Source organism: Providencia sp. PROV040 (assembly GCF_032706145.1).
In the GTDB taxonomy this organism is placed as follows: domain Bacteria; phylum Pseudomonadota; class Gammaproteobacteria; order Enterobacterales; family Enterobacteriaceae; genus Providencia; species Providencia hangzhouensis.
This window is the reverse complement of sequence record NZ_CP120530.1, coordinates 2,308,787-2,322,840: the sequence shown is the minus strand read 5'-3', so window position 1 is coordinate 2,322,840 and position 14,054 is coordinate 2,308,787. Positions and strand designations below refer to the sequence as shown.

The following is a 14,054-nucleotide window of genomic DNA, read 5'->3' as shown; positions in this document are numbered from 1 at the left end:
TTTAGTGCCCGCCGCTTTTTGAAAATAAATTGATGACTAAAACACCAATAATAATTAATAGCATACCAATAATTGCAGGTAAATCGAGTTTTTGGTTGTAAATATAAATTGCAGCGACGGAAACCAACACGATCCCTAAACCTGACCAAATTGCATAAGCAATACCCAATGGCATTGTTTTTACTACCTGCGAAAGCCCCCAAAAAGAGACAGCATAGCCAACAATAACAATCAAAGACGGCCAAAAACGACTAAAACCATCAGATGCTTTCAATGTTGTCGTCGCAATGACTTCTGCAATAATAGACATCAACAAAAAACCCAAACCCTTCATCGCCTTTCCTTATTATTAGAATTAGTAATAATGAAACTTATTATTTTCCTATATACAACAAAAAAGCTCTGTCTATCCTGAAAATGACACAGAGCTTTTATATCTACTTCATGGTGCTAAGACGAGTTAATGATTTGTAGCTACGTCTATTCTATCAGTAAGAGATTCACTATAGCGCTTGAATAGATAAACACATAAAGCAAAGGCTATCAGACCGATCGTACCACCAATATAACCAATTTTAGTCATCCCGAAATGAACAATAACTTGGTTACCTAACAGCGCACCAGCGCCAATACCAATATTAAAAATTCCAGAGAAAATTGACATTGCCAAGTCAGTAGCATCTGGAGATAAATCAATCACCTTAACTTGCATCCCTAAGCCAATGCACATCATCGCCATTCCCCAGAACACTGATAACATAACCAAAGACCAAACATCTCTACCTAATGGCATCAGCAATAATAAACAAATCGTCATAAATGCGATTGCTGCAGGTAAAAATGATAATGAAAACTTGCTGCTGTAACGACTAAATATTACGCTTCCGAAAATACCGGCACCACCAAAAATCAGTAGTAGTAAAGTAGCAAAATTTTGGCTTTGCAATGCAACCTCTCGAACAAAAGGTTCAATATAGCTGTAAGCTGTAAAATGTGCGGTAACAGCTAAAACAGTTAATGCGAACATTCCTACGAGTGCAGGCCGTTGGAATAGCATAGGAACACTTTTTAACGAACCAGAATGTTCACTTGGTAAACGAGGTAAAAAACGGATCAACACAACCATAGTAAACAATGCAATGATACCAATACCTAAAAACGTCGCCCGCCAGCCTAAAAACTGCCCAACCACTCGACCAAGGGGAAGCCCTAATACTGTCGCTAAAGCGGTCCCCGTTGCTAATAACCCAAGAGCTTGGGCTTTTTTACCTGCAGGAGCAACCCGAATAGCTAAAGATGCAGTAATTGACCAAAATACCGCATGGGATAATGCAACGCCAATACGCCCTGCTATTAGAATATCAAAACTCCACGCAAACCCTGAAATAATGTGGCTAATAACAAAAATAACGAATAAAAAAGCTAATAATTTGCGACGCTCTATTTTACTGGTTAATAGCATTAAAGGTAACGACATCAAAGCCACAACCCACGCGTAGATTGTTATCATCAATCCAGTATGTGCGACCGTCATATCAAAGCTTTTTGCAATATCACTGAGTAATGCTACAGGCACAAACTCTGTTGTGTTAAAAACAAATGCAGCGACCGCTAATGCTATTACACGGATCCAAGCTGTTTTTCTAGAAACTTGCGTCATATTTCTCTTAGCCTTTACTTTCCCACAAATAACATACACAACGGTTTAATTGTGCGTAAAAATTGCTGCGAAAGGATATTGGTATTTCATACAGGATTGAGTTGTCACTAAGCAAGCTAGGTTGCTAATAACTCTTTTTATGTGAATTGTATCACATTTTTTCATTACTCATAAAGGCTCCTCTTTGCCTAATTGGCAAGAACAATATCATGTCTGCTTATTTTTATTCTCTCGACTATTCTGTTTCATTATTCGTTCAAATTTAAGTCATTTATCTGAATGTTTATTACATTCAGTTATCTGAAAATACATCGTATTACTTTCTATGCTACAATCTCACTATTATTTTTTATGCTTAAAGGACCGCTTTAATGAAAAACCATTTTCCTACTGAACCTAACGTTAATACCTTAGCAGATGAAGTTACTTGCCTAAAAAACTTATTAACGCATATGCTAAAAGCTATCGGCCAAGCTGATGCAGGTAAGATTTTGGTCAAGATGCAACGTGAAGTTGCACAAATGGAAGACGAAAAACAGGCAGAAACCTATAAAAATACGTTAGAACAGATAAAAACAGCGTATCGCCAATAGATTATTTAGCGATAAATGCTATTTTAAGGATATACATGCTATAAAGTGGTTTAAACTGCACAAATAACTAAGTTTTAATCATGAAAATCATCTATCTTTGTTCATGAATTAAACCATTCTTTATTCATTTAGCTCCCCCTTCAGAACCCTATGAAGGGGGCTTTTTTTTTCTACAACTTATGTATTATTCCGTTTATAAATATCTTGGCAATGCTGAATATATTCATCGACTGTTGTATCGTCGGTTTGCTTATCCCAACTTTTCTGTTCTTCAAAAGCCCACACTTCAAACGTTTGCCCAAAGTTAGCGCCTGACATACCAACTTGCTTATAAATCCGATGGTAAAAACCTTGCTCAGAACGGTAGATCTCAAATTTAAACGGAACTAACCTAGCGGGATTTGTCGTTGTCAAAAAATCATTACCAAACAATAACGTTTTCTCCAGAATATCCATTCTATCCCCTTGTTTAATTTATAAAATACGCATGGTTTACAACTTCTCTTCTAAGCATAGCGCATTTAACGCCATCCCGTAATTTTACCTATAAAAATAGATGATTTATATATTACCTATCGATAGGCTTGATGAATGAGAGGAGAGATATTAATGAAATAATAAGCTTCACTATTAAAATGAAGCTTATTATCAATAGGTTATGATTTATTGTCGTACAACTGTTTTGCCATATCAATGCTGTCTGCGTTCACATCTTTTATATGGTCACGTGTTAACCGATAAACAACAGGGCTTAAAAGTAACAAGGCAATCAAATTAGGGATCGCCATCATGGCATTTAGTGTATCTGCCAACAACCAAACAAAATCAAGTGATTGTGTTGCGCCGATAGGTAAAGCAATCAGCCATAAAACTCTGTACGGCTTTATTGCTCGCAACCCAAATAAATATTGCACACATTTTTCGCCATAAAAGCTCCAACCCAGAATAGTGGTAAATGCAAACACGGCTAATGCGATAGCAACAATATAATTTCCACCGGGAATTGCCGTTTGGAATGATGATGCGGTTAATGTCGCGCCTGTTTCACTGGTCAGCCAACCACCAGTAATAATGATAGTTAACCCTGTGACAGAGCACACAATGATAGTGTCAATAAATGTCCCTAACATCGCAATGAGTCCTTGGCGAATAGGGTTTTGTGTTTTTGCAGCGGCATGAGCGATAGGCGCACTCCCCAAACCTGCTTCATTGGAAAATACGCCTCGTGCAACCCCAAAGCGTATTGCAGCCCATACAGCAGCCCCCGCAAACCCACCTTGTGCAGCAACAGGGTTAAAAGCCGAGGTAACAACCAGAGAAAGTGCCGCAGGGATCTCAGTAAAATAAATACCAAGCACAATGACCCCCGCGCCAAAATAGGCAACAGTCATAAATGGGACAAGTTTTCCTGCAACATCAGAAATACGTCGCAGCCCACCAATCAATACCGCACCAACTAATAAAACTAAAGCCCCTGCGGTCAACCATTTATGCACGCCAAAGTTACTTTCTAGCACATCTGCCACTGAGTTCGCTTGTACCGTATTGCCGATACCAAAACTGGCACATGCACCGAAAAAGGCAAACAGTGTTCCCAGCCAAATCCATTTAGGGCCTAATCCATTTTTAATGTAGTACATTGGGCCACCAATATATTGGCCATATTTATCGACTTCACGAAAACGAACAGCTAACACCGCCTCAGAATATTTTGTTGCCATTCCTACCAATGCCGTCATCCACATCCAGAATAACGCTCCCGGCCCTCCCATGACCACTGCGGTTGCAACTCCGGCAATATTCCCTGTACCAATCGTTGCCGATAACGCTGTCATTAATGCATTAAAAGGCGATATTTGTCCCTCACCCCGTGATTCATTCTTTTGAAACAATAACTTAAAACCTGTCCCAATTTTTCTTATCGGTAAAAATGCAAGCCGGATTTGCATATAAATACCAACGCCTAAGATCCCAACCAGCATTGGTACTCCCCAAACCACTCCATTTAGTTCACTTAACCACGTAGTTATCAAATCCATCCTACCCCCAATTAATTCATATTAATTAACAAAACAATCGAATTCATAACAATTCCTTATCAATCTAATAAAGATTAAAAGTAAAATAAAAGCGAACAAATTTTCAGTAATTCATCATTTAAAATAAAAGATTGTGAGTAAGCTCACTTGTGATTTATCGATTACAGTTATTAATACAATTTATTGCGAGTCAGAATTAGAATTGAGTTTGTTAGCTATGAATGGGTATTTTGAGGGAGCATATTTATCATATTGTATAGATAAAAAATGCCCAGTAATTAAATTATTACTGGGCAGATACTAAAATCGTTGTCTATTTAAAGCTAACTTTAGACTGTTATTTAGGCTATTTTAAATATTCACCTGAGCGCAATGCTTCAATACGTTTGTCTAATGGTGGGTGTGATAAAAATAATTCACTGAATGCTTTACCACGACCATTGATGCAAAACGCCATCAAACGGCCTTCTTCTTGTGGCTCATAGCTCGTTTTCAACCGTTGCAATGCAGCTATCATCTTTTCACGGCCGACTAATTTTGCAGAACCCGCGTCCGCATGGAACTCACGATAACGAGAGAACCACATAGTAATGATGCTTGCCAAAATACCGAAGACGATTTCAAGTACCATAGAAACCGCAAAATAAACCATTGGGTTACCATTACTACTTTCACTTTCGTTATCACTGTTGGACATAAAGCCTGCCGCAACCTGTGCGATAATACGTGAAATAAAGATGACGAACGTGTTCACCACACCTTGTAATAAGGTCATCGTCACCATGTCACCATTCGCGATGTGGCTAATTTCATGAGCGATAACAGCTTCCGCCTCATCACGACTCATATTTTCTAATAGCCCAGTACTTACTGCAACAAGCGAAGCATCACGGCGAGCCCCTGTTGCAAACGCGTTAATATCTGGAGCATGATAAATAGCCACTTGTGGCATCTGAATTCCAACTTGTTTTGCTTGACGCTCAACAGTTGATACTAACCACTGTTCTGTTTGGTTACGTGGAGTTTCAATAACCTCACCACCCACTGATTTTAGAGCCATCCATTTGGACATCAGTAGTGATATGAAAGCACCACCAAAACCAAATAGGCCAGCCATGATCATGAGGCCTTGGACACTACTACCTCTGATCCCAGTTAAGCTTAGGATTATCCCAAACACAAACATAACCGCTAAGTTTGTGAGTAAGAATAAAGCAATTCTCATCATTTTTTATGTATTCCTTGGTAAAAACAAATATACGTAGAATTTACTTTATAAATAAGGTTTTTTCACACTTTTTCAAGTGCATTAACGCGAAAACCCTAAAAAATAACATAACTTTACATAGCTGCGTTCAAAACTCATCATTATGCTCTAAATAAATGATAACTTCTTTAGTAAGAATTTAACCATTTGTTTTTAAAGGCTCATTTTGTAACCATTTAAATTCAAAGCTATTTGTAATTGAAACGATAAAGCTAGTTAGCCAATCACCAAAAACAATTTAGTGTATTTATCTATATTATCACTCACATTGTTTGCCAAATGAATGAATATTTACTTTTACTTCCATTCTATTAAAAAATAATGCCACATTAAGTGGCACTATTCTGTTCTATCGCTGTCTGTTGTTTGGTTCTCGCGCTAATTAGTTTTCTCTTTAGTCGATTTTGTTGATTTCTCTTTTGCTGTCTTAGCTGTTTCTTTATCTTTGGCTTTAGACGCTTTTTCTTTTACCGCTTTTGCTGATTCTTTATCTGCCGCTTTGCTAGCTTTCTCTTTCACTGCTTTTGCTGGCTCTTTATCTGCCGTTTTGCTAGCTTTCTCTTTCACTGCTTTTGCTGGCTCTTTATCTGCTGTTTTGCTAGCTTTTTCTTTCACCGCTTTTACTGATTCTTTATCTGTCGCTTTGCTAGCTTTTTCTTTCACTGCTTTTGCTGATTCTTTATCTGTCGCTTTGCTAGCTTTTTCTTTTACTGTCTTAGCTGTATCTGATGCTTTATCACTGGCTTTGCTTGCTTTATCAGAGGCTGTTTTACTGGCTTTATCACTCGTGCTCTTTATTGAGTCAGAAACCGATGGTTTACTTGATTGCTTAGCAACACCTGCACCAATCGAAGCACCAGCCGCTTTCGCTTTGCTGTTAATATCATTTTTTAATTCTATGGTACACACTTGCTCTGAGCGACTTGTTGAACCATCATTACAAATAAATTTACCATCTTCACAGCGATCTATTCCCCCTTTACTTCCAGAACATGGGTAATTTCTTGCATTCGCTGTATTTATAGATGCAATCATCATTACACTAACTGCCATTAATCCTACAAATAATTTACGCATGGTATTGTCTCGTTGTTAAGGAAAGCTATACCAAAAGTTTAGGATAAATTAAGTAAAGGTAAAGAAACCTATAATTAATCATCAATTTCAGTCAGTCGTTTTGGAAAATAAAATAAATAAAGAATAAAACTGCACTAATTTAATAGCTACTGACTAAAAACACCAAAATTAACAATAAATTAACATTTGATTTTCTATTTTCTAAGCGGATTAAGATAGCGTTAAAGAAACTCAAAAAATTAAGCCAGCTTTCGCTGGCTTAATTCCGTTAAACACTAAGAGAATATTATTTATTATTTGATAATAGCTTAGTATGTTGATTAGCTAAGTCGATCGCCATTTTCACCGTTTCATCGAGGTATGGGTCTGGCCCTTCGTAATCTTTAGGCAAATCATCAATTGATTTCAATAGTGGTTTACCTTCCCGAGTATTACGTTCATTTATACGTTTCAATTTTGTCGCTTCAAGTTCTGAATCTTCTTTTTGGCGCTCTGCATAGTTGAGCGAAATAAGATTCTTACTCTCTTTGTTTACTTTATAGCGAGCAATATCTTCATCAATATAGTTGAATTCAGGGTCTTTGCTAATACGTGCCAAATGCTGAGTTTTTATTGGTGATAAATCAGAAGACACATTACCAACAGGTGTATATTTTGCCGGTGGAATACTATCCCATGGTAATGCATTGTCCTCAAAGCTTTCTCCAGTTTCAGCTGGGTCTTGGCCTGTAGGCATTATCACATCAGGGGTTACACCTTCACGTTGTGTGCTACCACCATTAACTCGGTAAAACTTCTGAATGGTATATTGGACAGAACCTAATGAAGGCCATTCTGGTTTTAGCATTTGATCGTAAACACGGCTCAAACTACGGTGCTGCTGAACAGTTCCTTTACCAAAGGTCGGTTCCCCAACAATCATCGCTCTGCCATAATCTTGCATTGCTGCAGCAAAAATCTCAGATGCGGATGCACTAAAGCGGTCGACTAAAACAACAAGAGGCCCCTTATAATAAATAACATCGTCATCATCAATATCTTGGCGAACTTGACCGTTGTTATCACGAACTTGAACAATTGGCCCTTTCGGAATAAACAAACCTGATAAAGAAACCGCTTCGGTTAATGCTCCACCACCATTACCGCGTAAATCAATAACCAATGCGGAAACATTATCTTTAGCCAAGTTTTGCAATTGAGTTTTAACATCATTGGTTAAACCAACATAAAAACCAGGAATATCTAAAACAGCAACTTTATCTTTACCTTGCTGTTTAATCGTCAGTTTGACCGCTCGGTCTTCCAGTCGGATCTGCTCCCGAACTATGGTGACAATATGAGGTTTCGCCCCTTTAGTATCAGAAACGACTTCTAACCGAACTTTACTTCCTTTCGGGCCTTTAATTAAAGCAACCACATCATCAAGGCGCCAGCCAACCACATCAACAATAGGTTTACCCGTTTGGCCAACACCGATAATTTTATCGCCGACTTTTAGCTCTTTACTTTTAGCAGCTGGCCCCCCAGCAACTAATGAGTTAATAACCGTATTTTCGTCATCTTGCTGTAATACCGCACCAATTCCTTCTAATGATAAGCTCATTTCTGAATTAAATTGTTCAGTATTACGAGGCGACAGATAACTTGTGTGTGGATCGATTTCACGAGCGAAAGAGTTAACTATCAATTGAAAAACGTCTTCACTTTGCGCTTGCGTTAAACGCCGCAACGCAAAATTATAGCGTTTTGTCAGTTTCTCTTTGATTTCTTTATCATCTTTACCTGATAGTTTTAAATTCAACCAATCATAACGCACTTTTTGGTCCCATAGACGATCAAGCTCTTGCTTATCTTTAGGCCATGGTGATTTTGAACGGTCAACTTCAATAGAATCAGTCGCATTTAAATCGATGGGTTGCTCTAAACGAGCCAATGCATATTTAAAGCGCTCGAAACGTCTTTCCTGAGACAGGTTATACAGGTCATAGAACGTATCTAATTTGCCATCCTCAAGCCACTGACCCACTTTGCCTTTATCTTTGGCGTATTGGTCAATATCGGATTGAAGTAAAACATTATGACCGAAATCTAACATATTGAGATAACGATCAAATATCTTCCCAGAAAACGCGTTGTCTAAATCGAATTGGCGATAATGTGAGCGAGTAAACCGAGAGGTGACCCTTTCACTCACAGTACCGTGCTGTGCACTCTGTTTTAAGACAGGTAACTGAGCCGCAGTGACCGGAGCCACTGCTTGAGTATTAGCTATTGCACTGCCAAAAGTCGCTAGACTTACCACCAATGCAATTTTAAGAAGTTTGTTCATGACCTGATTGACCTCCGTATCAGAACTTTAAATGTTCCGCGCGTACAATCATTGCCAGCCCTGTTGGCAATTGAACCCTAACACCATCTTTCGCAATTTCCAGCACAGAGGCGTCCATCACACTGGTACCGACTTTCACTTTCAAAGTTTGACCAATTTGAAGGGTATTGATATCAGTGACTGATTTCAGATTTTGCTCTGGCGCAGGTGTATTACGACGAGGGGCTTTAGCAGATGTATTTTGCGAGCGTTCTTTATTATCTGACGGACGGCGACGAGGCGTTTTTTCTTTAGCTGCATCTTGATTACGAGGGGTTTTCTCACTCGCTTTTTTCGCTGCTGGACGTTTTTGTGCTTTTTGTTCAGCACGTTGTGCTTGAACGCGAGCTTTAGCCTCGGCTAATTGTTGGCGTGCATGAGCAATATGTTCTGCATCTAATTCACCACAATCTTCACCATTTAAGTCAACGCGTTTAGCGCCCTCTTTAACACCGTAGAGATAACGCCAGCTAGAAGTATACATGCGTAACGCAGAACGCAATTGCGTTTTGCTAATACCATCTTCTTCTTTTAAGCATCCTACGATATCTTGAAAAATTCCGACTTTTAACGGACGTGCTTCGCCTTCAGCGATAAAACAGCGAGGAAAACGCTCTGCTAGAAATGCGATAACTTCTTTACTACTATTCAACTTAGGTTGATTTTCCATGAAATTTCCTGATAACAACGATTTTGCCAACCTCACGGGCATGAACAAGCCGACATTATAATCGTGTTGCTGACAATTGCCACGTTACTATTAATTTAACTGACCATTATTTAGTGATATTTAGGCATAGAACACATTGCCAGATGTTGGCACAACTGGTTTACAAGGTGTTGTAGCCCTTTTTCGTCTTCTTGGTCGAATTGGCTAATATTTGGGCTATCAATATCTAAAACCCCGATAATTTGCCCACTAACTACCAAAGGGAACACAATTTCAGCGTTACTTGCTGCATCACAGGCAATATGACCTGGGAAGGCATGAACATCTTCTATACGCTGAACTTGGTTATTACTAAAAGCTGTACCACAAACGCCTTTACCAAAAGGAATTCGAACACACGCAACTTTACCTTGGAAAGGACCCAGAACTAATTCTTGCCCATTACTGAGATAAAAACCAGCCCAGTTAACCCCTTCTAAATATTCATATAATAATGCACTGGTATTTGCTAAAGTTGCAATTAAATCATACTCACCTGCAAGTAATGCAGAGAGATTGTCCGAAAGTTCAAGATAATACTTCTTTTTATCCATAATTATTTCTTGTAATAATCAAGCAATTAATCGAATGTTTGTAAGCGTAGCCCTAAGGTTACCAATTTGTCACTTTGAGGTAAATTTTTTTACACTAGATTACATCTAGGTAACCACCTAAAATGAGTCAATATGAACTACATTAACCACACTGATTTGCTTTTTCAACGTTGTAATCATTGCAATCAGAAGCTACTAACCCCACGAGCCAACGTACGACAAGTCGTTGTTTGCCCTCGCTGTTTTAGTCAACTTAATGATGGACGTTCTTGGTCACTCAACCGTTTATCAATACTGGCTATCACATTACTGATGCTTGCTCCCATTGCTTTTTGGCAACCCCTTATTTCTATTCATTTATTAGGAAGCCAAATTAATGCAAATGTCATTGAAGGTATACGCTTAATTAATCAACAAGGGGATCCATTTACTGCCAGTATAGTGGCTTTTTGTGCTATTGCAGCCCCCTTATTATTACCAATTTTAATTTTATTGTTATCTATTGGTCAGCATATCAATTTGAATCTCCGGCCTATTCTTTTAGTGTTAAGCCACATCAAAGAATGGGTTATGTTAGATGTTTACCTAATAGCATTGGGTATTGCCGCCATTAAAATGCAAGATTACGCAAGTGTGTTCATTGGGCATGGCTTAGTGGCTTTTATTACTATGTCTATTCTCAGTTTATTAATTCTCATCCACATAAACCTAGATGAGTTATGGCAAAAATTTTATCCCATCAATAATAAAAAAGTACAAGATAACTCGCTAACTTGCACGGCTTGCCATTACACTGGGCCCGCAAATTGGAATGGGAAATGCAAACGATGTCATCGCCCTCTTCATTATCGGGAACCTTATAGCTTACAAAAAACTTGGGCCGCACTAATTGCTGCCATGGTGTTATTGTTTCCTGCTAATTTAATGCCAATCTCTATTTTTTATCTCAATGGACAGCGCTTAGAAGACACCATTTATTCTGGGGTTGTCTCTTTAATTGATTCAGGTAACTGGCCAATCGCAGTTATTGTATTCATCGCCAGTATACTGGTTCCATTTATTAAGATTATTATTATGATATTGCTACTGTTTTCTATCCATTTAAAAAGCAATACTGACCCTATTTTACGTATGAAATTACTTAGGTTTGTTTCGTGGATTGGTCGTTGGTCAATGCTAGATTTATTTGTCATCGCCTTGATGATGACACTCGTTAACCGTGATCAACTCATGTCTTTTACTATGGGGCCAGCCGCACTGTATTTTGGTTCAGCCGTTATTTTAACAATTTTGGCTGTTGAGTGGTTAGATAGCCGTTTAATTTGGGATTCTTATGGAAAATCAAAACCTGCAAAATGAACCCTCTGAAGAAATATCAGAAGCCATATTACGCAAACGCAGGCAAATTTCGCCTTTCTGGCTATTGCCTTTAGTCGCTATTTTCATCGCAGGCTGGCTTTTGTTTCAACATTGGGCTGAACGAGGAACGGATATCACTATTGAGTTTACATCCGCACCTGGAGTCGTCGCCAATAGAACGCCTATCCGGTATCAAGGGGTTGAAGTAGGTTTAGTACAATCCGTTGCTATCAGTAAAAATATGAAAACCATCATTGTCACTGCTAGTGTGAATAAAGATATGCGGCCAGCCTTAAATTCAGGGACTAAATTTTGGTTAGTGACCCCCAAAGCATCGTTAGCGGGTGTTTCTGGTCTTGATGCTTTAGTTGGTGGAAATTACATTGGTATGTTACCAAGCACAGGCACAGAACAGTTCTCTTTTGTTGCACAAGACACACCACCGCAGCTAGACATTGATAAAGGTGAATTACTTATTCACCTGACTGCTCCAGATTTAGGCTCACTGAATGAAAACTCGCCTATTTATTACCGGAAAGTCCCTGTTGGTTATATTTCAGACTACACCATTTTGCCTGATAACCAAGGGGTTTCCATTTCTGCCGTTGTCAAAAAACCTTATGTTCACTTGGTCCGTAAAGAGAGCCAGTTTTGGAATGTGTCAGGGCTACAAGGCAGCTTTGACCTTAAATCTGGCGCTAGCGTAAAAATGGAAAGCCTTTCTGCTGTTATAAATGGCGCCATTGCTTTTGATTCACCACAAGACAGCCCACAAGCAGAAGAAGGGCAAAAATTTGTCCTACAAGACAGTAAAAAAATAGCCCAAACCGCAGAACAAGATGGTAAAGACCCCCTGTTGCTAACACTTTGGGCACATGACACTTATGGCGTCGATAAAGGCCAACCTATTGTTTATAAGGGCATTCAAATTGGTGAGGTGTTACAGCGTCACTTAGCAACTGAGAAAGTAAATTTTAATATCCTGATATATGATGAGTTCCAACATCTTGTTCGAGAAGACAGCAAGTTTGTTGCTAATAGCCGAGTGGATATCCAATTAGGTCTTAATGGATTACAATTCCAAGGAGCTACTCCCCAAGAGTGGTTAGATGGTGGTATTCATCTGATGGCAGGACAAAGCCAAGAAAAACTCCCAGAAACTTTTCCTTTATATCGTAGTGATGATAATGCAAAAGCGGGTATTTTAGGGGCTTTACCACCCACAACTATCACTCTCAATACCACAACATTACCAGACATTCAGGCAGGCTCTGTTGTTCTTTATCGCCAATTTGCAGTCGGCAAAATAATTGCCATTAAACCGACCAAGGCTGGGTTTGCGATCAATGTAAATATCTCAAATGAATATCTTCACTTACTCACTGAAAACAGTGTATTTTGGGCTGAAGGTGGTGCAAAAGTTCAACTTAATGGTAATGGTTTAACCGTTCAAGCGGCACCGCTGAGCCGAGCCATTAGCGGTGCAATTAGCTTTGATAACCTGGATGGAGGTGTTGCCAATACCGCTCGCCAACACACACTTTATCCAAATGAAACCTCAGCTAAAGCGATAGGAAGCATCATTACATTAACAACATTTGATGCATCAAAACTCTCAGAAGGCATGCCTATCCGTTATTTGGGCATCAATATTGGCCAAATTGAATCATTAAAATTGTCATCTGATAAACGTGAAGTACAAGCAAAAGCCATTCTATACCCTGAATATGTCAGTGCTTTTACCCGGTTAGGAAGCCGTTTCGCAGTTGTAACACCTGAATTATCCCCTGCGGGTTTAAATAATTTAGATAGCATATTACAACCCTATATTAGTGCTGAGCCAGGACGTAATAATAAAAGCCGTTATCAATTTGAATTACAAGCTGCAAATATTACAGACTCGCGTTATCTAGACGGTTTAACTATTTACCTTGATGCGAGTGATGTCGGCTCCGTTCAAGTTGGCACGCCTATTTTATTCAGAGGCCTAGAAGTCGGTGTTGTTACAGGTCTATATTTGGGAGAGCTTTCCGATCGCGTATATGTTGCCACACGCATTGGCAAGGAATACCAATATCTCATTCGCAATAATACAGAATTTTGGCAATCTTCCGGTTTTAATTTCTCATTTGGTTTAACTGGTGGTGTCGCCAAGAGTGGGACTTTCAAACAATTTGTACGCGGTGGCATTTCCTTCGCAACCCCGCCGTCAGTGCCTTTAGCCCCAAAAGCCAAGCCTGAACAGCATTTCATCCTGAAGTTGGAACCCCCTAAAGATTACATGGACTGGGGAACTTCTATTCCTAAAAAATAACCACTATTAGGGTGCATATTAACCACATATAGCACCCTAACCCTTCATACGTCATAAAAATTATTTTGGAAATTAATTCCATTTATACTATGCTTAATTTCATTGGGCTGTTTA

12 protein-coding genes are annotated in these 14,054 nt (G+C 38.9%); 3 read left to right on the top strand and 9 right to left on the bottom strand.

Features of this window, described 5'->3' with window-relative positions; translation table 11 throughout:
- Window position 1 precedes the first annotated feature (1 nt).
- A complete protein-coding gene (locus P3L40_RS10665; RefSeq protein ID WP_004254027.1) occupies window positions 2-334 on the bottom strand; it encodes a DMT family transporter in 333 nt (110 codons plus the stop codon).
- Window positions 335-460: 126 nt separating this feature from the next.
- Complete coding sequence (locus P3L40_RS10660; RefSeq protein WP_136135292.1) at window positions 461-1,660, bottom strand: sugar transporter; 1,200 nt, start codon at window positions 1,658-1,660, stop codon at window positions 461-463.
- 371 nt (window positions 1,661-2,031) lie between these two features.
- Here P3L40_RS10660 and P3L40_RS10655 point away from each other — a divergent pair, with 371 nt between their 5' ends.
- Entirely contained in the window at window positions 2,032-2,253 is a 222-nt protein-coding gene (locus P3L40_RS10655; protein WP_004253922.1) for a DUF2594 family protein, read from the top strand.
- A gap of 177 nt (window positions 2,254-2,430) precedes the next feature.
- Here the strand turns inward: P3L40_RS10655 and P3L40_RS10650 are convergent, their stop codons facing one another.
- The 7 genes from P3L40_RS10650 to P3L40_RS10620 form a co-directional block, all read right to left on the bottom strand.
- Window positions 2,431-2,709, bottom strand: a complete 279-nt coding sequence (locus tag P3L40_RS10650) for a hypothetical protein (protein WP_004253921.1) — start codon at window positions 2,707-2,709, stop codon at window positions 2,431-2,433.
- 200 nt (window positions 2,710-2,909) lie between these two features.
- Window positions 2,910-4,292, bottom strand: a complete 1,383-nt coding sequence (locus tag P3L40_RS10645) for an alanine/glycine:cation symporter family protein (protein ID WP_094960510.1) — start codon at window positions 4,290-4,292, stop codon at window positions 2,910-2,912.
- A 346-nt stretch (window positions 4,293-4,638) separates the two neighbouring features.
- Window positions 4,639-5,520, bottom strand: a complete 882-nt coding sequence (htpX, locus tag P3L40_RS10640) for a protease HtpX (RefSeq protein ID WP_004253918.1) — start codon at window positions 5,518-5,520, stop codon at window positions 4,639-4,641.
- Window positions 5,521-5,937: 417 nt separating this feature from the next.
- Window positions 5,938-6,636: a cell envelope biogenesis protein TolA gene (locus P3L40_RS10635; RefSeq protein ID WP_210853082.1), complete on the bottom strand. Its 699-nt coding sequence runs from the start codon at window positions 6,634-6,636 to the stop codon at window positions 5,938-5,940.
- Window positions 6,637-6,922: 286 nt separating this feature from the next.
- The gene (prc, locus tag P3L40_RS10630; RefSeq protein ID WP_004253916.1) at window positions 6,923-8,965 is read right to left on the bottom strand and encodes a carboxy terminal-processing peptidase; all 2,043 of its coding nucleotides are present in this window, start codon (window positions 8,963-8,965) and stop codon (window positions 6,923-6,925) included.
- A 19-nt stretch (window positions 8,966-8,984) separates the two neighbouring features.
- On the bottom strand, window positions 8,985-9,674 hold the full coding sequence (gene proQ, locus P3L40_RS10625) for an RNA chaperone ProQ (RefSeq protein WP_036957687.1): 690 nt from the start codon (window positions 9,672-9,674) through the stop codon (window positions 8,985-8,987).
- A 110-nt stretch (window positions 9,675-9,784) separates the two neighbouring features.
- A complete protein-coding gene (locus P3L40_RS10620; RefSeq protein WP_004253911.1) occupies window positions 9,785-10,267 on the bottom strand; it encodes a GAF domain-containing protein in 483 nt (160 codons plus the stop codon).
- Window positions 10,268-10,399: 132 nt separating this feature from the next.
- Here P3L40_RS10620 and yebS point away from each other — a divergent pair, with 132 nt between their 5' ends.
- Entirely contained in the window at window positions 10,400-11,626 is a 1,227-nt protein-coding gene (gene yebS, locus P3L40_RS10615) for a membrane integrity lipid transport subunit YebS (RefSeq protein ID WP_136135295.1), read from the top strand.
- Window positions 11,601-13,940, top strand: a complete 2,340-nt coding sequence (locus tag P3L40_RS10610; RefSeq protein ID WP_210853083.1) for a PqiB family protein — start codon at window positions 11,601-11,603, stop codon at window positions 13,938-13,940. Before yebS ends, P3L40_RS10610 begins: the two co-directional genes overlap by 26 nt.
- Window positions 13,941-14,054: the final 114 nt, after the last annotated feature.